Raw genomic sequence first — 20932 nt, forward strand, 5'->3', positions numbered from 1 at the left:
CGCTCACTGTGCCTTCGGCTTTGGATACCACAACGCGTTGACGATGACCCAGCGCTGGTCGAAGCGCCCCATGTGGAAGTAATCGACGAACCACGGGGTCTCCAGCCGCACCGAGGCCGCGTTGCCGGTCACGTCCAGCACCGTGCAGCGACGATCCCATTGATCCTTCGGGGTCTTCAACGCGCCCTGCTTCGTCAGCGAGACCAGTTCTTCCTTCGACATCCGGCGCAGGCCCAGGCGTTCGTCGGGTGTATCGCCGAGCACAGCGCGCTTGGCCAGGTCCGGGTGCAGGGAACGGGCGACGCGCTGTGGGTCCGCCTCCAGCTGGCCATCGACGTAGTCATGGCAGGTGGCTTCGATGGCCGCGATCGTGGCCGGCTCGGCGGCAGGGCTCGTTGCTGCGGAAAGAGCAAACAGCAGGGCGATCGTGGACATCCGGGTCTCCAGCTCTGGGCGCGGGGCGATCATCGCATGGGCCGGGCAGCCCATCCACGCGTGGCGTGGATCTACAGGACCGGCGCCTGCAGCCAGGCCAGCTTGCGTTCGCGCGGCTGCTGCTTGAGTTGCCACTCGGCCCGCGAGGCGGCGGCCCGGTCCGGGTATTCGCGCACGGCCAGCACGCGCAGCGGTGGCCGAGCCCGGGTGTAGCGCGCGCCCTTGCCGGCCTGGTGGGCGGCGAAACGCGCATCCACGTCGGTGCTGATGCCGGCGTAATAGCTGCCATCGCGGCATTCGAGCAGGTACAGAAACCACGGGCGGAGGGACGGGGCCATGCCCGGATTATGCCGTGCTGCACCGTGCTGCACTGCAGCGGATATACTGGCGCCCGAATGCAGGAGAGTGGCGCCGCGCTGGCGCCCGCCGAAGGCGCAGGCTCCCATGATCGCTCAGGCCGGTGGGCTGGAATCCCACCAACCATGCATTCGACTCGCCGAGCTGGAGAGAGGTCACCGGGCACGCCCGGGACGATCCGCCGAAGGGGCACGCGGCCAACGCCGCTGAACTCTCAGGCAAAAGGACAGCGGGAGCGGCACCGGTCATCGTCATCCCGTCATTGCGCAGGCAGTGGTGGCAGTTGCGCATGGCCGGCCCCACCGCGCCCGGAGCCTGTTCCATGCTGCTGTCCATCATCTACCTGGTTGCCATTTCCGCCGAAGCCATGACCGGTGCACTGTCTGCCGGCCGCCGCCGCATGGACCTGTTCGGTGTGGTCATGATCGCCTGCGTCACCGCCCTCGGGGGCGGCTCGCTGCGCGACATCCTGCTCGGCCACTATCCGCTGGGCTGGGTGAAGCATCCCGAGTACCTGGGTTTCACCGTGTGCGCGGCGCTGATCGCCACCTGGGTGGCGCGCTGGATGCACCACTTCCGGCGCACCTTCCTGGTGCTCGATGGCCTGGGCCTGATCGCCTTCACCCTGATCGGCTGCTCGATCGCGCGCGAGGCCGGCCATGCGATGCCGATCGTGCTGATCGCCGGCATGCTGACCGGCGCGTTCGGCGGCGTGCTGCGCGACATCCTCTGCAACGAGGTGCCGCTGATCTTCCAGAAGGAGCTGTACGCGATCATCGCGCTGCTGACCGGCGCGGCGTATCTGTTGCTGCTGCACTGGGGCGTGGCCGACGCCACCGCGATCCTGTGCTGCCTGGGCGGCGGCTTCGCGCTGCGCCTGCTGGCGATCCACTATCGCTGGGAAATGCCGAAGTTCGTGTACCACGACGAAGTGCATTGAGCCTCTTCGTAGCGTCGAGCCATGCTCGACTGCGCTTTGCAGGAAGCCAACGCGCGTCGCGCGCACGTCGAGCATGGCTCGACGCTACAAATATCGGCATCACCACCCCGGCGATGTACCTGGCGCTGTCGCTCATGCGCAGCGCCAGGCGCATCGCCGGTGCAGATGGGCCGGTCTCCAACTCCGGCCGGCCCTGATCGCGGCCGCACCCCCGCAGGCGCTGGCCGCCATCCACACACGTGCCGCACTCAGGCGGCTTCGGACACCTTCACGTCGCGACGGGCGCGCACGGCCGCAGCCAGTCGCTCCAGCACCGTCACGGTGGTGTCCCAGTCGATGCAGCCATCGGTGATGCTCTGCCCGTAGACCAGCGGCTGGCCTTCCACCAGTTCCTGGCGGCCACCAACCAGATGGCTCTCGATCATCACGCCCACGATGCGCTGTTCGCCGTCTTCCATCTGAGCGGCGATGTCGTCGATCACCTTCGGCTGGTTCTCGGGGGTCTTCAGGCTGTTGGCATGGCTGGCATCGATCATCAGGCGCGCCGGCAGCTTGGCCTTGGCCAGCACCTGGCAGGCCTCAGCCACGCTGCCAGCGTCGTAGTTCGGTTGCTTGCCACCGCGCAGGATCACATGGCAATCCGGGTTGCCGGTGGTCGACACGATGGCAGTGCCACCCTGCTTGGTGACCGACAGGAAATGATGCGGGTTGGATGCCGCACCCACCGCGTCGGCGGCGATCTTCACGTTGCCATCGGTGCCGTTCTTGAAGCCGACGGGGCACGACAGCCCCGAAGCCAGCTCGCGATGCACCTGGCTTTCGGTGGTGCGTGCGCCGATCGCGCCCCATGCCACCAGGTCGGCGATGTACTGCGGCGAGATCACATCGAGGAATTCAACACCGGCCGGCAGGCCGAGCTTGTTGATGTCGCGCAGGAGGCCACGGGCGATGCGCAGGCCCTTGTCGATCCTGAAGCTGCCGTCCAGGTCCGGGTCGTTGATCAGGCCCTTCCAGCCCACCGTGGTGCGCGGCTTCTCGAAGTACACGCGCATGACGATTTCCAGCTCGCCAGCCAGCGCGTCGCGCAGCGGCTTCAGGCGCTGGGCGTACTCGATGGCGGCCTTCGGGTCGTGGATCGAGCACGGGCCCACCACCACCGCCAGGCGGTCGTCACGGCCGTGCAGGATCTGGTGCAGGGCCGCGCGCGAGGCGCTGACGGTGTCGGAAGCCTCATCGTCACAGGGCAGCATCGCCAGCAGCTGGGCGGGCGGTGTCAGCGGTTCGATGGTGCGGATACGCAGGTCGTCGGTGTGCGGGGGCATTGCAGGAGATCTCCGGAACGTTGGGGGTCCCCAGCGTGGCGGCATGAAAAAAGCCGCCAGGTTCGCTGGCGGCTTTCGGGAATGCGTCTGAAGCTTTCTTCAGGGTGAGCGCAGTCCTTCCTCCGCCAGTGGCTTCGGAAAGTAATACCAGTAAAAGCGGGTAGCGGCTGCGTTCATGGGATCTATTGATAGCACAGCTTTTGCGCAGTGCAAAATGTTTCATCCGCAACTGGGGGCGCGGTTCAGTGATGCGCCTGACTGCGCAGCGCACGTGGTGGCAGCTGTGCAACGTCGCTCATCTGCCATGCACTTCCACGTCCAGCAGCAGGCCTTCGTGGATGTCGGCCCAGCGCTCCAGCACGCGGTCCAGCTCCTGCCGGGCCTCGTCCAGCTGCTCGGGATTGAGCAGGGAACGGGTGGTGTAGAGATCGGACACCAGCCGGCGCAGTACCGCTTCCGGGATGGCCACCGAGGGCCCTTCCATCTGCGGCAGCTGCAGTGCCGGCGTATCGCCCTGCGGGCCGTACAGCGTTACCTGGAGCGTGCTCTGCATGATCAACTTCCCTGCGGATGGACATGGGCAATGTCCTGTTTACCGCGTCCGGGTGACAGACGCATGTGCCATGCGCCTCCGGAGGCGCTGTTACAAGGTGGCCAGAGCGGTGTAGAGCTCGATGAGGGTGTAGGACATGGAAGGCCTTCCTTGAGGTTGATGAGGTTGCCGGCCAGCGGCCGGCACTACCGCAACGAGCGCATGGCGCGTTTGCGGATGTAGGCATTGGCATCGCCAGGGTGCTGCTGTTGCCATCGTGCGCACAGCTCACGCAGCCACTGCGGGCGAGTCTTGCCGGCATCGTTGAGCCAGTTCCCGACCGAGTCCTGCACGTAGCGCTCCGGGTCGTTGGCCATTGCTTCCAGCATCGGCAACGCGAGTTCTGGATGCTGCTTGAACAGCGCGATATGCGTGGACCACACGCCTCGTGGGCGCAGCGCTTCGCAGGCGAAGCGGCGCAGGTAAGGCGATGCTTCCTGCGTCCACACCTGCAGGTACTCAAGCGCCTGCAACGGTGCGGCAACGATGTCGCTGCGCAGCGCCAGCCATGCCCATTCGCGCACGCCGAAGTGCGGGTCGTCAGCCAGCGGACGCATCGCCCGCAGCTTGGCCGGCAGCGCCGCGCCGGCATCGCTGCCAATCAGGTAGCAGGCCCAGCCACGCACGGTGTCTGATGCGTGTGCCTGCCAGTGCGCGGGATCACCCTGCCCGGATTCGTGCAGCAACCGCGCCGCCAGCGCCATGCGCTGGGTGATGCCCTTGCCGGAGGCGTCGCGCATACATTGCAGCGCTTCCGGCTCGAGCACAGGTGCCACCCCCTGCAACAGCGCGGCGAAATCCACTGCCAGGCATTCGGCCAGATGCGTGGCAGCGGCACCACCGCTGTTGAGTGCACGCAGCCGTTCCGCGGGAATGGGCGTGCTCATGCGGAGGCTTCCCGCCCGGTGTCCGTGTGCTGCCAGACCTTGTGCAGCAGTTGTGACAGCTGCTGCCGTTCATCAGCATCCAGGCCGTTGAACAGGCCGCTGATCCATTGTGTGTGCCGCTCGAACAGCGACTCGGCCAAACGCTTGCCCGGTGCGGTCAACACGATCTGCAGACGACGGCCATCCTCGTCATCGCTGCGACGCTGCAGCAGGCCTTCGCGCTGCAGGCCATCGAGCAGGCCGCTGATGGTGGCCCGGGTCACGCCAGCGCGCTCGGCCAGCGCGTGCGGCGCCAGTGCGCCGCCGGCCCCGTGCAGCAGGAACAGCACGATGAAGCGACCCTCGCTGAGCCCGTGCGGTGCCAACCGTGCAGCGCAGTCGCGATCGATCGACGAGGACAACGAGAGCAGCTGGAAGCACAGGCGCAGCTGCGCGATGTTGGCGTGGCCGCGCCGCTGCGCTTCCTCCAGCAACGCCTGATGCTTGGCTTCGATCATCCTTTCCTCACTGAATGATTAGGCACCTAATCATATGGAGGAGTGGCCAGTGGAAGCAAATCGGAGTTGACTCAGGAAGTGCGTCCCAGCAGCAGCCGCGCGATCAGCCCCCCGCCCTCGCGGTGCAACAGCTGAAGTTCGCCCGCGTGGCGCTTCGCCACGTTGGCAGCCACGGCCAGTCCAAGTCCGGCGCCCCCGGTGGCGCGGCTACGCGAGCCCTCGCTGCGCTGGAACGGTTGCAGCAGGCGTGCGCGATCGATCTCGGCGATGCCAGGGCCGCGGTCCATCACGTCCAGCTGCACTCCATCCCCCGCCATGGCGACCCACAGCTCCACGGCGCCCGCGTAGCGCTCGGCGTTGTCGATGAGATTGTCGACCGCGCGTCGGAGCAGCAGCGCATCGCCATGCCACGGCAACGTATCCGGGCCCTGAAGGGAAATGTCGACCCCGCGCAGCAGCGCCGCCTGCACGCAGTCCTCCAGCAGCGCTGAAAGATCCACCATCCGCATCTGCAACGGCTGCAGCTCACCGCGTGCGTAGTCGAGCACCTGCTCGATCATCGTATCCATGCGCTCGATGTCTGCCACCATCCTGGCGGCCTGTGGCGCGGGAGCGAACTCCGCGCGCAGGCGCAGGCCGGTCAGGGGCGTGCGCAGGTCATGCGCCACGGCCGCCAGCATATGGGTCATGTCCCGTGCCTGGGCGCGCAGACGTTCGCGACCGGTGCTGATCGCTGTGGCCAGTACCTGCACTTCGCGTGGACCGTCATCAGGCAATGGCGTTTCGGCCTGCAGGTCGACCCGTGCGCTGGCTTCAGCCAGGCGTCGCAGCGGGCGCCCCAACCGGATCGACGCCCACGCCGCCAGAGGGGCCAGCAGGATCGCACCGCCCAGCAGGGCGAGCATCACCTGGCGGCGCCAGGCCGCCAGTTCACTGTGGTCGCTGCCGACCACCCGCCATCGGCCATCGGCTTGCCGCATCCCCAGTTCGAACGGCGGCCACTGCATGGCGGTCAGCAACGCGGCCTGCGATTTCAGCACGCCAGCACGAGCGGAGGCGTCCAGTACCGCGCCACCCTCGATGACCTGCACATCGGGCGCCCTGCCCTGCCCCGTCCACACCAGGCGTACATTCCTGGCCGGCAGGTCCATCTGCAGCGCCGCCAACTGGGTGAGCCAGTCACTGGCGCTGCCCCGGGGTGGCGCGTCCTGCGTCGACATATGCAATCCCAGTGGCGCCGGCGCCTGTTCCCCACGCAGCACCTGCATCGCATGGTCCAGCCGCATCGGTGGCGGCGCGGGCCGGGGCATCCACCCCACTACCGCCACGCTGACCAGGGTTGCCAGCAGCAGGCTGGCCAAGGCCAGCATCGCGATCCAGCGGGTGGTTGACCACCGGCTGCTCACAACACCCCTACCTCCGCGTTGAAGCGGTACCCTTCGCCACGCAGTGTCTGCACAAGGGCTTCAGCGCCGGACGCGGCCTGCCCGAGCTTGCGGCGCAGGCGGCTGATCGCAAGGTCGACGGCACGGTCCACGCTGTCACTGGCTTCTCCGCGACTCAACTGCAGCAGCTGTTCGCGCGCCAGCACCCGCCCGGGACGTTCAGCCAGTGCCAGCAGCAGGGAGAATTCACCGCGGCTCAGCACCAGTTCGGCGCCATCCGGCGCGAACAGGCGACGCTGGTCAGGCAGCAATCGCCAGCCATCAAACCGCAGCTCGCTGGCCACCTGTGCGCGCAGCTTGTCCTGCCTGCGCATCAGCGCGCGAACCCGCGCCAACAGCTCGCGCGGGTCAAACGGCTTGGCCAGGTAGTCGTCCGCGCCCATCTCCAGGCCGATCACGCGATCCGGCGCGGCCCCCATCGCCGACAGCATCAGGATCGGGATCGCCCGCGCCTGCAGCCGGCGGCATACCGACAGGCCGTCCTCACCGGGCATCATCCAGTCGAGGATGATCAGGTCAGGACGTTCAACCTGCAGCAACACGTCCAGCGCTGTTGCATCCGCCGCCACACGCACCTGGTAGCCGTGCAGCAGCAGGTGGTCGGCGATGGCGTCACGAATGCTGGCATCGTCATCGACGACGATGACGCGGATGGGAGTGTTCATTGCCCCAGTATCCCGCACCTGTGTATCAGGACGGTATCAACGCCGATATCGCGGTGATACGCCGCTGCGCGCCAATGGTCGCCCACGATCACTGCGGAGTCTCCCCTTGCGCCTGTTCCTGCTGCCCCTGTTCGCCATCCCCTTGCCGGCGCTCGCCTCCGATGCCGCCGAGCACGTCCTGCCGATGTGGATGCAGGGCGGTCATCCGGCAGTGGCCGTCTCGCTGGACGGGCGTTCAGAGCCGCTGCGCTTCGTGGTCGACAGTGCCGCCGGGGCAACCCTGGTCGATGCACGCGTAGTGCGGCGCTACGGTTTGCAGGATGCGGAAGCGGCAGTGTCGCAGGCCCAGGGCGCGAGCGCGAAGGCGGCGCGGTTGCAGCGCATGCGCAGCACAGCGTGGCAGCTGGGCAGCTGGCAATTGAAGGCCAGCGGCATGCAGGTCGACCTGTCATCGCTGGCGAAGGGCGATGATCCGGCCATTGACGGCTTGATCGGCAACGACCTGACCGGGCGCTGGGACACCCGTTGGGACTTCGGCCGCAATCAACTGGCGCTGTGGACACCCGGCGGCTTGGACCTGGAAGGACCGGGTTGCCAACCCAATGCGCTGCCCGGCCGCGATGACGGCCTGCGCCAGTTCGGCTTCATCACGCTTGCCTTGGGTACGCCCGGCGTGGACGCCATCGCCGTGGTCGACACCGGTGCCGCGCAGACCGTCCTCAACGCCGAAGCAGCCCGCGCACTGGGCCTGCGCACCGACGGCAGCGATGCTCGGGTGCGTGCACGTGAAGAGGGCACCGAGGGGCTGGGTGGCGGTGCACAGGCAACCTGGCTGTACACCCTGCCCGGCATGACCGGCGGCAACTGGCAGCACCCGCCGATGGAGGTCCGGATCAGCGAACTGCCGGTGTTCAGGGCGATCGGCCTGGAGGCGCGACCGGCCTTGATCCTCGGTGCCGACGCGATGCGCGGTGGCCAGGTGGACATCGGTGCGGGTGCCGCGCGGATCTGCCTGCGCCGACCCGGCTGACGTCTGGCGCATGACGGCGGGAGCTGGCAGGCGTAGCATCGCGCCACGTCCCGCCAGGAGTTCCACGCATGCGCCGTGCTGTCCTGCTGTTGCTGACGCTGCTCCCGCCGGCCGTGCTGGCCGCGCCGCCGCTACCCTCGCCCGCGCGCATCGATGCCGGAGCACAGCGGCTGATGCAGGCGGCCCATGCGCGCGGGATGGCGCTGGCGGTGATCGATGGCGGCAAGGTGGTACACGTGGCCGCCTACGGCGAACGCAACGCCGCAGGCGAGCCGCTGCGCACCGATACCGTGATGTACGCCGCCTCGCTGACCAAGATGGCGTTCGGCCACCTGGTCGCACAGCTTGCCCAGGACGCACGGATCGAGCTGGACGCCAGCATCGCCACGGCGCTGGACAAGCCGCTGCCGGACTACCCGCCGGAGCCGAAGAAGTACGCCGACTACAGCGTACTGGCCGATGATGCGCGCTGGCGCCAGCTCACTCCGCGCCTGCTGCTCAACCATTCCAGTGGCTTTGCCAACTTCGGGTTCCTGGAACCCGATGGCCGCCTGAAGTTCCACTTCGATCCGGGCAGTCGTTATGGGTATTCCGGCGAAGGGCTGATCCTGTTGCAGTTCGTGATCGAGCGTGGACGGCTTGGCCAGGACGTGGGTGCATTGATGCAGCGGCAGGTATTCGACCGCTTCGGCATGGTCCGCACCAGCATGATGTGGCGTGAGGATTTCGCCGCCAACCTGGCCGATGGCTGGACGGCGGAAGGCACGGCCGAGCCGCACGATGAACGCAGCCGCGTGCGTGCGGCCGGTTCGATGGATACCACCATCGCCGACATGGCGCGCTTCGCCGCCGGCTATGTCCGCGGCGATGGGCTGTCGCCTGCAATGCGCAGGGAACTGGTGCGGCCGCAGCTGCCGATCACCACCGCCAGCCAGTTCCCCACGCTGCAGCCAGAGCTGCCCGTGGCGCAGCAACGCAAGGATCTGGCCTCAGGCCTGGGCGTGGTGACGTTCCGCGGCCCGCAGGGCGCAGGCTTCTACAAGGGTGGCCACGACGATGCGGTCGGCAACACGCTGGTGTGCATCGAACGGTACAGACGCTGCGTGGTGATCCTGGGCAACGATGTACGGGCGGAAGCTGCGTTCCCGGCACTGGTGGCATTCGTACTGGGCGATACCGGCGTGCCGTGGCAGTGGGAGTATGGCGCGGCGAAGGTATTCGTCGAATGAGGGTGCGATGACGCCTGCATGGCGAACGCGGCCAGGGGGAGCATCCACGCCATGCGTGGATGGCACTCCTCAGCGGGCCTGCTCGAAGAACATCAGGTACACCAGCCGGCCATTCTCCGGTCGATCACCGAACGCTGGCCCGGCGGTGTGCCAGAACCAGGGCCGCAGCAGCACCAGCCGGTTGAAGCGCATCGGAATGCGCATGGTCATTTCCCACTGGCTGTCGTCGTTGCTGTCGCGCTCGATGATGTCGCGATGCATGTCGCCGCCGTTGGCGTAGCCCAATGCGGCCAGCTCCGCCGCGTCCAGGGCCATGCGCTCGGTGCCGGTACGGCGATGGCGGAAGAACTCGGTGCCGCCCTCGCAGTGCTCCGGTGCACTCAGGTAGAGAATGCCCGACCAGTGCGAGTGGTCGGCGTGTACCTTGGCGCGGCCGATGTCGCCGGCGAGGGTAAGGCGGAACTTGCCGTGCGACTGCAGCGGGTTGACCGGCCGCAGCGGTTCGTTGACCAGTCGCGAGACCGCACCGGACAGTCCCTCCAACTCCAGCCGCTGCTGTGAATTGCGGCCGGGGAATGCGCCCTCCTGGACGGGATAGTCCAGGCCCAGTGCCGCCTGGCGCAACCCCTGCGCATCGGCGGGAGAAAGGAAGTCGTCAACGACGATGAACGAAGTAGGCATGGTCACCGAGCGTAGCGATGCACTGCGGCGACGGCAACCGGGCAACGAAAAACCCCGCCTTGCGGCGGGGTTCTTCCTTACATCACATCGGGAAGGCGTGCCGACCGAGGCCGGCAACGACCGCCGGAGGCGTGGACTTAGAAGTCCATGCCGCCCATGCCGCCCATGCCACCCATGCCACCAGCGCCGCCCATGGCCGGCTCGTCCTTCTTCGGAGCTTCGGCAACCATGGCTTCGGTGGTGATCATCAGGCCGGCGATCGAGGCCGCGTTCTGCAGGGCCGAACGGGTCACCTTGGTCGGGTCCAGGATGCCGAACTGCAGCATGTCGCCGAACTCGCCGGTGGCCGCGTTGTAGCCGAAGCTGCCGGTGCCTTCCTTGACCTTGTTGATGATGACCGACGGCTCGTCGCCAGCGTTGGCCACGATCTCGCGCAGCGGGGCTTCCATCGCACGCAGGGCAATCTGGATGCCGTGGTTCTGGTCTTCGTTGGCACCCTTCAGGCCGGCCAGCGCGGTGATTGCGCGGACCAGGGCAACGCCGCCGCCCGGGACCACGCCTTCTTCAACGGCTGCACGGGTGGCGTGCAGGGCGTCGTCGACGCGATCCTTCTTTTCCTTCATTTCGATTTCGGTCGAGGCGCCGACCTTGATCACGGCAACGCCGCCGGCCAGCTTGGCCACGCGTTCCTGCAGCTTCTCGCGATCGTAATCCGAGGAGGTGTCCTGGATCTGGGTCTTGATCTGCGCCACGCGTGCATCAACGTTGGCCTTGTCGCCGACGCCGTCGATGATGGTGGTGTTCTCCTTGGAGACCTGCACCTTCTTGGCGCGGCCCAGGTCCTTGATGGTGGCCTTTTCCAGCGACAGGCCGACTTCTTCGGAGATCACGGTGCCGCCGGTCAGCACGGCCATGTCTTCCAGCATCGCCTTGCGGCGGTCGCCGAAGCCCGGGGCCTTGACGGCCACGACCTTGACGATGCCACGGATGGTGTTGACCACCAGGGTCGCCAGCGCTTCGCCTTCGACTTCTTCAGCGACGATCAGCAGCGGCTTGCCGGCCTTGGCGACGCCTTCCAGTACCGGCAGCAGGTCACGGACGTTGGAGATCTTCTTGTCGTGCAGCAGGATGAACGGATCATCCAGGTCAGCGGTCTGCGACTGCTGGTTGTTGATGAAGTACGGCGACAGGTAGCCGCGGTCGAACTGCATGCCCTTGACCACGTCCAGCTCGTTGTCCAGGCCCGAGCCTTCTTCAACGGTGATGACGCCTTCCTTGCCGACTTCCTTCATCGCGTCAGCGATGATCTGGCCGATCGACTCGTCCGAGTTGGCCGAGATGGTACCGACCTGGGCAATCGCCTTGTCGTCGGCGGTCGGCTTGGAGATGTTCTTCAGCTCGGCGACGGCAGCCGAAACGGCCTTGTCGATACCGCGCTTGAGGTCCATCGGATTCATGCCGGCGGCAACGGCCTTGGCGCCTTCGCGGATCAGGGCCTGGGCCAGCACGGTGGCGGTGGTGGTGCCGTCGCCGGCATCGTCGTTGGTGCGCGACGCAACTTCCTTCACCATCTGCGCGCCCATGTTCTCGAACTTGTCAGCCAGTTCGATTTCCTTGGCGACGGAGACGCCGTCCTTGGTGATGGTCGGGGCGCCGAAGCTCTTTTCCAGCACGACGTTGCGGCCCTTCGGGCCCAGGGTGGCCTTGACGGCATTGGCGAGAACATTGACGCCGCGCACCATGCGCGAACGGGCGTCTTCACCGAAACGAATATCCTTGGCAGCCATTGCATTTACCTCATTGGTAGCGCCGGACGAGGCCCGGCGGCTGGGAGTTTGGGATCAGGTTGAAACAGGTCGCGCCGAAGCTCAGCCGATGACGGCGAGCACGTCGTCTTCGCGCAGGACCTTGTATTCGACGCCTTCGCTCTTGTACGAGCTGCCGGCGTACTGGCCGTAGATGACCTTGTCGCCGACCTTCAGCGACGGCGCGCGCACGTTGCCGTTGTCCAGCGGCTTGCCGGGGCCGACGGCCACGACCTCACCCTTGGTGGACTTTTCCTTGGCCGAGTCGGGGATGACGATGCCACCGGCGGAGATTTCGTCGGCTTCGATCGGCTTGACCACAACGCGGTCGTGCAGCGGCTTGATGCTCATAGGAGACCTCTTAAGTGATTGATTGGTCTAAAAAAGTCCGGCGATGTTAGCACTCACCCCAGGCGAGTGCCAGAACCGCACGTGAAGAAACCCGACAACGTCGGGAGCAGGGCAGAGATGGAGCCCCGCCGTCCCCTTTCAAGGGCGGAATGAAAAAAATTTTTCCGCCCGCGCGCGTCGGCCAAGGCGTCGGTCCTGGACAATTTCGGTGACAAGCGTCGCACTGTCAGATATCTGACGTTCATTTACGACAAAGTGTCACTGGATCGGCCTTAGGCTCGGTCAGGCATTCCCAATCACAAGGAGTAGTCGATGCGATTGCTGTCCCCGCTTGCCGCCGCCTGCCTGCTGGCGCTGGCCGCCGCGCCGGCCCAGGCCGAGGTCTTCATCAATGAACTGCACTACGACGACAGCACCGCCGCCGGTGACGTCGGCGAAGCGATCGAGGTCGTAGCCACTGCCGGTGAGGACCTGTCCGGCTACCGCCTGTACCTCTACAACGGCAGCAATCCGTCGGCCGCCACCGTCTACGCCAACACCCCGGTCCCGGCCGGCACCGCCGCCGGCTGCGGCAGCGCCACCATCGCCGTGGTCAACTACCCGACCAACGGCCTCCAGAATGGTCCGAACGACGGCATCGCCCTGGTCGATGCCAGCGGCAAGGTGGTCCAGTTCCTCAGCTACGAGGGTGCCATCACCGCCTCCGGCGGCCCTGCTGCGGGCATGACCAGCCAGAACATCCCGGTGGCCGAAAGCAACAGCACGGCGCCGGGTACGTCACTGCAGCTGACCGGCAGCGGCAGCCAGTACACCCACTTCACCTGGGCCGAATCGGCCGGCCAGACGTTCGGCAGCTGCAACAACGGCCAGACCTTCAGCGGCGGCGGCACGCCAGGCCCCAACACGCCGCCGTCAGTCTCCACCACCACCCCGGCGCAGGGCAGCAGCACCTTCCCCGCTGCCGCCGACCTGGAAGTGGTGTTCAGCGAGACGGTGAACCTGGCCAGTGGCGCCTTCGCCCTGAGCTGCGGCACCTCCGGCACCGTGCCGCTGACCTTCCCGGCCAGCGGCCGCAGCGTGAAGCTGTCCACCAACACCGCGCTGGTGGCCGGTGAAGCCTGCCGCTTCGACATCCGCGCTGCGCGCATCACCGACCTGCAGGGCGCGCATCCGGCCGCCGACAGCCGCATCGCCTTCACCGTGGCCAGCACCGGCGGCAATCCGGACCCAGGCAACCCGGGCGTGCCGGCCGGCTACTACTCCAGGGTCAACACCAGCAGCCCCAGCCAGCTGCGCTGCTCGCTGCACGCCACCATCAAGGGCCATACCGCTTACCCGTACAGCGGCTCGGGCACCAGCACCTGGACCATCCTGGAAATCGCCGACGAGGATCCGAACAACCCGAACCGCATCCTCGATGCGTACCGCAACCGCAGCTACGCCAAGGTCAGTGATCGTGCGGGCACCGGCAGCGGCCTGACCTACAACCGCGAGCACACCTGGCCGAACTCGCTGGGCTTTGCCACCACCACCGGTGACAAGGGCCTGCCCTACGCGCCGTACACCGACACCCACATGCTGTACCTGACCGACGCGCAGTGGAACGCCGACCGTGGCAACAAGCCGTTCGCCAAGTGCGATGCCAGCTGCGGCGAGCGTGCCACCGAAGCCAACAATGGGCAGGGCGGCGGCAGCGGCGGCTACCCGGGCAACTCCAACTGGGTGCGCACGCCGGACGGCAACACCGGCACCTTCGAGGTGTGGGGCAAGCGCAAGGGCGACATGGCGCGTGCGGTGATGTACATGGCGATCCGCTATGAGGGTGGCAAGGATGCGGCCACCGGTCAGTCCGAGCCGGACCTGGAGCTGACCGACGACCGCAGCAAGATCGTCAAGACCAGCAGTTCGCCGGCCTACATGGGCCTGCTGTCGACGCTGATCGACTGGCACCTGTCCGATCCGCCGGATGATGCCGAGCGTGCCCGCAATGACGTGGTCTACAGCTTCCAGGGCAATCGCAACCCGTTCATCGATCACCCCGAGTGGGCGACCCCGGCCCTGTTCACCTCGGCCAAGCCAGCCACCTGCCAGCTGGCCAACTGACCGCGCAACGCAGCGGTCCACTGCCGCCGCCGGGCCCTGACCCGGCGGCGGCCCTATACTCGGCGGTCATGCCGATCGTCGATCCCGTCCTGCTGCTGTTGACCACCTGCCCGGACCGGGCCAGTGCCGAGCGCATTGCGCACGCGCTGGTCGGCGAGCGCCTGGCCGCGTGCGTGACCCGCCTTGATGGCGCGCAGTCCACCTACCGCTGGCAGGGCGAGGTGACCACCGATGCCGAGCTGCAGCTGCTGGTAAAGACCACCGCGAGCCGCATCGATGACGCAATCGCCCGGATCGTCGAACTGCATCCGTATGAACTCCCGGAGTGCATCGCGGTCGAAACCCGGGCCGGCCTGCCGGCGTATCTGGACTGGATCCGGGCACAGACCCGGGAGGACACTGATTGAAGACTCTGTTTGCGCGTGGCGCTGCCTTGTGCGCCCTGTTGTGGCTCTCGCTGCCCGCCTTGGCCCTGGATGAGAAGGACCTGCTGCCGGTGGACCAGGCGTTCGCGCTGACCGCCACGGCCCCCGAACGGGGCCAGGTGCAACTGCAGTTCAAGATCGCACCGGGCTACTACCTGTATCGCCACCGCACCAGCGTCAAGGCGGATCCGGCATTCAATGCCGGCACGCTGCAGATGCCCGAGGGTGACAGGCACCACGATGATTTCTTCGGCGAGGTCGAAACCTATCGCGAGCGCCTGCAGGCCACCCTGCCCGGCACGCCGACGGACGCCGCCGGTGCCATCAGCCTGGAAGTCCGCTACCAGGGCTGCGCCGATGCCGGCGTCTGCTACCCGCCGCAGAAGCGCGTGGTGCAGGTCACCCTGCCGGGTGCCGGTGCGGCGGCCGCGGTGCCTGCCGCGCGTACCGGTGCCGCCAGTCCGTTCAACAACCCGCTGGCCGGTGCCGGCAACAGCGGTGGCCTGCGCCTGCCGGGCGCGGCCAACAACAGCCAGGCGCTGCCGCTGCCGTCGGAACAGGCGTTCGGCTTCGATGCCATCGCCAGCGACGGCAACACCCTGCTGCTGCGCTTCAGCCCGGCACCCGGCTACTACCTGTACCGCGACCGCACTTCGCTGAAGCTGGAAGGCAGCGCCGGCGTGCTCGCCGACAAGCCGCGCTGGCCGGCCGCGCAGTCGCATCGCGACGAGCACTTCGGCGATGTCTCGGTGTACTTCAACCAGGTGGAAGTGCCGCTGCCGCTGCGCCGCACTGTTACTGATGCGGTCGACAGCACCCTGGTGGTGACCTTCCAGGGCTGCCAGACCGATGGTATCTGCTACCCGCCGATGACCCGTCGGGTGAAGCTGTCGATTCCGGCCGGCAAGCTCACCGCCGGCACCGGCCAGGCGCCAGTGCGCGAGGAAGCCGTCAATGCGCTGCACGCTGCCGGTGCGCCGCGTGAATCCGCCAATGGCGTACCGCTGCGCCTGCTGCCGACCGTACCCAACGACGGCAACGCCACTCCCGCCGCCACGGGCGGCCAGGGCGCAGGCAACGCGTTCGCCACCGACGCGCGTGGTGACAATGCGCTTCGCACGCGTCCGCCGGCGACCACCCCGAACCCGGACCGTTCGTTCGTCTGGGTGCTGCTGCTGGCGCTGGCCGGTGGACTGGTGCTGAACCTGATGCCCTGCGTGCTGCCGATCCTGTCGCTGAAGGTGCTGAGCCTGGCGCAGAGCGGCGAAAGCCCGCAGCGCGCCCGCAGCCACGCGCTCTGGTACACGTTGGGCGTGCTGGTCGCGTTCGCCGTGATCGGCGCATTGATGGTCAGCCTGCGCGCGATCGGCAACGCCGTCGGCATCGGCTTCCAGTTGCAGCACCCGGGCGTGGTGGCGGCACTGGCCTACATCATGTTCGCGGTGGGCCTGAGCCTGTCCGGCGTGTTCACCCTCGGCGGCGGCATCGGCAACCTTGGCCAGTCGCTGGCCAGCCGCAGCGGCCCGGCCGGTGACTTCTTCACCGGTGCGCTGGCCTGCGTGGTCGGCAGTGCCTGCGTCGGCCCGTTCATGGGCGGTGCGATCGCCTACGCCTTCATTGCCCCGCCGCTGAAGGCGATGACCGTGTTCCTGTTCCTCGGCCTGGGCCTGGCGCTGCCGTTCCTGCTGATCGGCTTCGTGCCAGCGCTGGCACGCCGCCTGCCCAAGCCCGGCCCGTGGATGGAAACGCTCAAGCACGTGCTGGCCTTCCCGATGTACGCCACTGCGCTGTGGCTGCTGTGGGTGCTGGGCAAGCAGCGCGGCGTGGACGGCATGGCGCTGGTGCTGGGTGGCCTGCTGCTGTTCGCGTTCGGCCTGTGGCTGTTTGAACGCAACCGCTGGACCGGCTCGCGTGCGGGGACGCTGCTCGGCGTGCTGCTGGCGATCGGTGCACTGGTTCCGGCCTGGGGCGTGACCCAGCTGGCACCGCCGGCGAGGGCCGCACAGGCCGCCAGCGACAACGTGGTCGAGTATTCGCCGCAGCTGCTGGACCGCCTGCGCGCCGACAACCGCGTGGTGTTCGTCAACATGACCGCCGACTGGTGCGTGAGCTGCAAGGCCAACGAACGTGCGGTGCTGTCACGGCCGGAGTTCAAGGAACTGCTCAAGCGCACCAATGCGGTGTACATGCGCGGTGACTACACCAACGTCGACCCGCAGATCACCACGTTCCTGGAAGAGCACAAGGCGGTGGGCGTACCGCTGTACGTGGTGTACGGCCCCGGCGCGCCGCCGACCGTGCTGCCGACCCTGCTGACCCAGGCGGTGGTCGAGGAAGCGCTGCTGCGCACCGCACGATGAAGTGGCAACGGCCAGCGCTGCTGTGGACAGCGGTGCTGGCCGCCGGCCTCGGCCTGTGGGCCGGGCACCGCCTGGCCCCCGGCCCATCATCACCTGCCGCGCCAGCGACGGCTTCCAGGGCGACGGCCATGAAGCCCACGCTGCAGGTGGGCGATCAGTTGCCCGCGCTGACACTGCCGGACCTGGCGGGTCAGCCATTGGTCCTGCGCGATCACTTCGCCGGCCGGCCGCTGCTGATCAACGTCTGGGCCAGCTGGTGTGCGCCCTGCGTGGAAGAGATGCCCGAACTGGCGCGCTTCGCCGATGCCCAGGGCGACAACGGTGTGCAGGTGCTGGGTCTGGCGCTGGACACCACGGACGACGTGCGCGGTTTCCTGCAGCAGGTGCCGGTGGACTACCCGATCGTGATCGAGACACCGGGCCCGCGCGATGCCAGCGTGCAGCTCGGCAACGCGCAAGGCCTGCTGCCCTACAGCGTGTTGTTCGATGCGCAGGGGCGAATGGTAAAAGCGAAGCTGGGACCGTTCGCCCACGGCGAGATCGACGGCTGGGCGAAGTGAGGGTGTTTTTTGCAGGGCTTGCAGCCCTGCACCCTGCTCAATGCAACGGCAACAGCCAAAGCCAAAGCGGGCATTCCGTGGGTTGGCGGGGCGGTGTCGGAGTGCGGGGACGCTGCAAGTACGTCCCTGTAAGCTTGGCAGCCGCTTGCTCGTGAGCGCTGTCCTGCGCACACGTCAAGACCGGGGTTGGGCGTCCTGCCCAACCCGCCCGAGGCATGCCTCGGGCCCATGCGGCTGACACCCCGCACTCCGACACCGCCCCACCTCTGACAGATCTTCGCGGCTGTTGGTAGGTGTCGACCTTGGTCGACACATCTGTCAGATATCGATATTCAGAACGGAATCAGACCCCGTGCCGACCAACGGTCGGCACCCACCAAAGCAGAACGCCGTTCCGACAGATCGCAGGAAACTGTCGAAGGCGGGGTGGGTCCGGTTGAGGGGGTGTCCGCGGCATGGATGCCGTGACCAAGGCTACAGGGACGTACTTGCGCCGTCCCCCGCAACCGGACCCACCCCGCCTCCTCACAGGAAACCCGCTGTTGCTTCGGCTGTTGCTTCTGAGGTTGCCGGCCAGCGGCCGGCACTACCGCGGGTGCCGGGTGCCGCCCGGCCGGTACCTCCAGCTTGACCGCAGCCAACGCGCCACGGAGAATTACGCGACTAATTCTCATTTGCTGTTGCGCAGGATGCGGGCGGCAGCCTCCCGGGCCCCTCTCCTTCGATGTTCAAGAACGTCCTGTTCCAACTGCATTGGCTGCTGGGCATTACCGCCGGTGCCGTCCTGGCCGTGATGGGCCTCAGCGGCGCCGTGCTGTCCTTCGAGGACGAGCTGCTGCGCGCCGCCAATCCCGGCTTTGCCGAGATCGCCGAGCACCATGCCGACGGACAGCATCCCCTTGCACTCAGTGAACTGGTGCCGCTGCTGCAGGCCGGCAGCGAACGCCCCCTGCAACGCCTGCGTATCGATGCCACCGGACAGCGGCCGTCGGTCGCGCGCTTTGCCGGCGGCAAGGACCACTGGGTGTACTTCGACCCGTACAGCGGTGAGCGCTTCAGCGCCCTGCGCGGCCAGGCGTTCTTTGACTTCGTCGAGGACCTGCATCGCCACCTTGCCGCGGGCGAACGCGGCAAGTGGATCACCGGCAGCTGTGCCATCGCCCTGCTGTTCTTCACCCTGTCCGGCCTCTACCTGCGCTGGCCACGACGCTGGTGGCACTGGCGCAGCTGGCTGGCAGTGGAGTGGAAACGCAGCGGGCGCGGCTTCCTGTGGAGCCTGCACTCGGTAGTCGGCACCTGGGTGCTGCTGATCTACCTGATGAGTGCGCTGACCGGCCTGTGGTGGTCGTTCGACGGGTATCGCAGCGCGGCCAGCACGCTGCTGGGCGTCCCACCGGCGGCCAAGCACCAGGTTGCCACCGATGCATCGCTGGACCTGCACCGCATTGAAGCCACGCTGTACGCGGTGCCGGGCGTGCGCGCCGGCTTCATTGACCTGCGCCTGCCGGAGAAGCCCGGGCAGGCGCTGAACGTGCGGGTGATGGCCGGTGATCCGTCGCAGCGCGGCGGCCACCACGATCGTGCGCATGACCTGCTGCAGCTCGATCCGGCCAGCGGTGCGGTTCTCGATGCCCGCCCGTACGCACGCCAGGGCGCGGGCGGACAGCTGGCCACCAGCGTGTTCGCGCTGCATTCGGGCAGCTACTTCGGTGTACCCGGACGCGTGGTGGTGATGCTCAGCAGCCTGGGCATGAGCCTGTTCTTCATCACCGGCTGGATGCTGTACCTGGACCGCCGCCGCAGCCAGCGTGCCGCGCGCGGGCTGCGCCAGGCGCTACCGATGCCGGCCAGCGACGCCGGCAACGCAGCGTGGCTGGTGGTGCATGCCAGCCAGAGCGGACTGGGCGAACAGCTGGCGTGGCGCGCGGCGGCCCAGCTGCAGGCGGCCGGCCATGCGGTGCAGGTGCTGCCGCTGGCGCGCATCGATGCCGCGCTCCTGCTGCGTGCATCGAGCGCGCTGTTCGTGCTGAGCACCTTCGGCGACGGCGAGCCGCCCGACGCCGCACGGCGCGCAGCGCGGCAGTTGCTTGCACAAGCGCTGGACCTTTCGGGCCTGCAGTTCGGCCTGCTCGCGTTGGGTGACCGCCAGTACCCGCACTACTGCGGCTTCGGCCGCCGGGTCGATGGCTGGTTGATCGGAAACGGCGCGCGTGCACTGTTCGAGCGCGTCGACGTCGATGCCGCCTCGGTCCCCGCGCTGCGCCGGTGGCAGCAGGAGCTGGGTGCGCTCACCGGCATCGTCACCGATGACAGCGTGCTGCCTGCGGCTACGCAGATGCATGAGTGGCGCCTGCTCGGCCGTGACCGCCTCAACCCTGGCAGCGTCGGCGGAGCGATCTGGCGTATCCGTCTTGCCGCACCGGCCGACGTGCAGTGGCAGGCCGGTGACATCCTGCACATCGCGCCCCGCCACAATGCGCAGCATGCCGGTGCCGTGTTGAAGGCGCATGGGCTGGATCCGCTGCAGCCCTTGCTGGTCGATGGCCATCCGCGCACGCTGCTGGCGCTGGCCAGCGAACGCGAGCTGCCGGAGGCCGATGCCGCGCTGGCAGTGCAGGATGCCTGCCTGTGGCTGGCCGGGCTGCCGCTGCTGCCCAGCCGCGAGTATTCGATCGCCTCCTGCACGGATGATGGCGTGGTGGAGCTGGTGGTGCGGCTGGTGCATGACGCCTCCGGTCGAGCCGGGCTGGGCTCGGGCTGGCTGTCGTTGCATGCGCCGATCGGTGCCGGCATCGTCGCCCGCGTGCATCGCAACCCCGGTTTCCATCGTGTCATTGGCGCGCCGATGGTGCTGATCGGCAACGGCACCGGCATCGCCGGCCTGCGCAGCCTGTTGCGCGAAGCCGCCCGTGCAGGCGAACACGGGCACTGGCTGTTGTTCGGCGAGCGCCAGCGTGCACTCGATTTCCTGTTCGCCGACGAGATCGAAGCGTGGCAGGCCGATGGCCATCTCGCGCGGGTGGACCTGGCGTTCTCGCGCGATGGCGACGGCGGTTATGTGCAGGATCGCCTGCAGGCGGCCACCGGAACGCTGCGCGACTGGATGCGGCGCGGTGCAGTGATCCATGTCTGTGGGTCGTTGCAGGGCATGGCCGAAGGCGTGGATCAGGTGCTGCGAACGGCGCTGGGCGATGAAGCGGTGGAAATGCTGCTGGAAAACGGGCGCTACCGCCGCGACGTGTATTGAT

At 67.5% G+C, this 20932-nt stretch carries 19 protein-coding genes and 2 riboswitches; of the genes, 8 read left to right on the forward strand and 11 right to left on the reverse strand.

Annotated elements, in window-relative coordinates:
* Positions 1 to 3: 3 nt before the first annotated feature.
* The gene (locus ACM0O9_RS12400; protein WP_065196847.1) at positions 4 to 435 is read right to left on the reverse strand and encodes a nuclear transport factor 2 family protein; all 432 of its coding nucleotides are present in this window, start codon (positions 433 to 435) and stop codon (positions 4 to 6) included.
* Positions 436 to 506: 71 nt separating this feature from the next.
* Positions 507 to 773, reverse strand: coding sequence for a GIY-YIG nuclease family protein (locus tag ACM0O9_RS12405; protein WP_005419660.1), 267 nt, complete (start codon positions 771 to 773; stop codon positions 507 to 509).
* Positions 774 to 823: 50 nt separating this feature from the next.
* A riboswitch (glycine riboswitch) is annotated at positions 824 to 913 on the forward strand.
* A 13-nt stretch (positions 914 to 926) separates the two neighbouring features.
* Positions 927 to 1030: riboswitch (glycine riboswitch) on the forward strand.
* An 84-nt stretch (positions 1031 to 1114) separates the two neighbouring features.
* On the opposite strand from ACM0O9_RS12405, the gene ACM0O9_RS12410 reads away from it, so the two are divergent.
* The gene (locus tag ACM0O9_RS12410) at positions 1115 to 1732 is read left to right on the forward strand and encodes a trimeric intracellular cation channel family protein (RefSeq protein ID WP_005419661.1); all 618 of its coding nucleotides are present in this window, start codon (positions 1115 to 1117) and stop codon (positions 1730 to 1732) included.
* A gap of 248 nt (positions 1733 to 1980) precedes the next feature.
* On the opposite strand, the gene ACM0O9_RS12415 is transcribed toward ACM0O9_RS12410, so the two are convergent.
* The 6 genes from ACM0O9_RS12415 to ACM0O9_RS12440 all read right to left on the reverse strand — a co-directional run bounded on the left by ACM0O9_RS12415 (position 1981) and on the right by ACM0O9_RS12440 (position 7140).
* Positions 1981 to 3054, reverse strand: a complete 1074-nt coding sequence (locus ACM0O9_RS12415; protein WP_235649057.1) for a 3-deoxy-7-phosphoheptulonate synthase — start codon at positions 3052 to 3054, stop codon at positions 1981 to 1983.
* A gap of 295 nt (positions 3055 to 3349) precedes the next feature.
* Positions 3350 to 3607, reverse strand: coding sequence for a hypothetical protein (locus tag ACM0O9_RS12420; protein ID WP_005419663.1), 258 nt, complete (start codon positions 3605 to 3607; stop codon positions 3350 to 3352).
* Between the two features lie 185 nt (positions 3608 to 3792).
* The gene (locus ACM0O9_RS12425) at positions 3793 to 4533 is read right to left on the reverse strand and encodes a DNA alkylation repair protein (protein WP_065178809.1); all 741 of its coding nucleotides are present in this window, start codon (positions 4531 to 4533) and stop codon (positions 3793 to 3795) included.
* Positions 4530 to 5030, reverse strand: a complete 501-nt coding sequence (locus ACM0O9_RS12430; protein ID WP_065178810.1) for a MarR family winged helix-turn-helix transcriptional regulator — start codon at positions 5028 to 5030, stop codon at positions 4530 to 4532. The genes ACM0O9_RS12425 and ACM0O9_RS12430 overlap by 4 nt, the downstream gene beginning before the upstream one ends.
* A gap of 71 nt (positions 5031 to 5101) precedes the next feature.
* Positions 5102 to 6400 carry a sensor histidine kinase gene (locus tag ACM0O9_RS12435; protein ID WP_065178811.1) on the reverse strand — a complete coding sequence of 433 codons (1299 nt, stop codon included), beginning with the start codon at positions 6398 to 6400 and terminating at the stop codon, positions 5102 to 5104.
* Positions 6401 to 6432: 32 nt separating this feature from the next.
* On the reverse strand, positions 6433 to 7140 hold the full coding sequence (locus tag ACM0O9_RS12440) for a response regulator (RefSeq protein ID WP_065178812.1): 708 nt from the start codon (positions 7138 to 7140) through the stop codon (positions 6433 to 6435).
* A 106-nt stretch (positions 7141 to 7246) separates the two neighbouring features.
* Between ACM0O9_RS12440 and ACM0O9_RS12445 the strand changes: the two genes are divergently transcribed.
* Both ACM0O9_RS12445 and ACM0O9_RS12450 read left to right on the forward strand, forming a co-directional pair.
* Complete coding sequence (locus ACM0O9_RS12445) at positions 7247 to 8170, forward strand: aspartyl protease family protein (protein WP_005419669.1); 924 nt, start codon at positions 7247 to 7249, stop codon at positions 8168 to 8170.
* 68 nt (positions 8171 to 8238) lie between these two features.
* Positions 8239 to 9399: a serine hydrolase domain-containing protein gene (locus ACM0O9_RS12450; protein WP_235649056.1), complete on the forward strand. Its 1161-nt coding sequence runs from the start codon at positions 8239 to 8241 to the stop codon at positions 9397 to 9399.
* A 69-nt stretch (positions 9400 to 9468) separates the two neighbouring features.
* Here the strand turns inward: ACM0O9_RS12450 and ACM0O9_RS12455 are convergent, their stop codons facing one another.
* The 3 genes from ACM0O9_RS12455 to ACM0O9_RS12465 form a co-directional block, all read right to left on the reverse strand.
* The gene (locus tag ACM0O9_RS12455) at positions 9469 to 10080 is read right to left on the reverse strand and encodes a DUF6445 family protein (protein ID WP_061478148.1); all 612 of its coding nucleotides are present in this window, start codon (positions 10078 to 10080) and stop codon (positions 9469 to 9471) included.
* Positions 10081 to 10217: 137 nt separating this feature from the next.
* Positions 10218 to 11867, reverse strand: a complete 1650-nt coding sequence (gene groL, locus ACM0O9_RS12460) for a chaperonin GroEL (RefSeq protein WP_005411226.1) — start codon at positions 11865 to 11867, stop codon at positions 10218 to 10220.
* An 81-nt stretch (positions 11868 to 11948) separates the two neighbouring features.
* Positions 11949 to 12236 carry a co-chaperone GroES gene (locus ACM0O9_RS12465; RefSeq protein ID WP_005411227.1) on the reverse strand — a complete coding sequence of 96 codons (288 nt, stop codon included), beginning with the start codon at positions 12234 to 12236 and terminating at the stop codon, positions 11949 to 11951.
* A gap of 312 nt (positions 12237 to 12548) precedes the next feature.
* Between ACM0O9_RS12465 and ACM0O9_RS12470 the strand changes: the two genes are divergently transcribed.
* From ACM0O9_RS12470 to ACM0O9_RS12490, 5 genes are all read left to right on the forward strand, one after another.
* On the forward strand, positions 12549 to 14339 hold the full coding sequence (locus ACM0O9_RS12470; RefSeq protein ID WP_235649055.1) for an endonuclease: 1791 nt from the start codon (positions 12549 to 12551) through the stop codon (positions 14337 to 14339).
* Positions 14340 to 14407: 68 nt separating this feature from the next.
* Positions 14408 to 14746: a divalent-cation tolerance protein CutA gene (gene cutA / locus ACM0O9_RS12475; RefSeq protein WP_065196842.1), complete on the forward strand. Its 339-nt coding sequence runs from the start codon at positions 14408 to 14410 to the stop codon at positions 14744 to 14746.
* Positions 14743 to 17124, forward strand: a complete 2382-nt coding sequence (locus tag ACM0O9_RS12480) for a protein-disulfide reductase DsbD family protein (protein ID WP_235649054.1) — start codon at positions 14743 to 14745, stop codon at positions 17122 to 17124. Before cutA ends, ACM0O9_RS12480 begins: the two co-directional genes overlap by 4 nt.
* Positions 17121 to 17684: a TlpA family protein disulfide reductase gene (locus ACM0O9_RS12485; RefSeq protein WP_235649053.1), complete on the forward strand. Its 564-nt coding sequence runs from the start codon at positions 17121 to 17123 to the stop codon at positions 17682 to 17684. The genes ACM0O9_RS12480 and ACM0O9_RS12485 overlap by 4 nt, the downstream gene beginning before the upstream one ends.
* Positions 17685 to 18408: 724 nt before the next feature.
* Positions 18409 to 20931, forward strand: a complete 2523-nt coding sequence (locus tag ACM0O9_RS12490; RefSeq protein WP_235649052.1) for a PepSY domain-containing protein — start codon at positions 18409 to 18411, stop codon at positions 20929 to 20931.
* Position 20932: the final 1 nt, after the last annotated feature.

Source organism: Stenotrophomonas sp. FR012, assembly GCF_047520565.2.
GTDB classification, from domain to species: Bacteria; Pseudomonadota; Gammaproteobacteria; order Xanthomonadales; family Xanthomonadaceae; genus Stenotrophomonas; species Stenotrophomonas sepilia.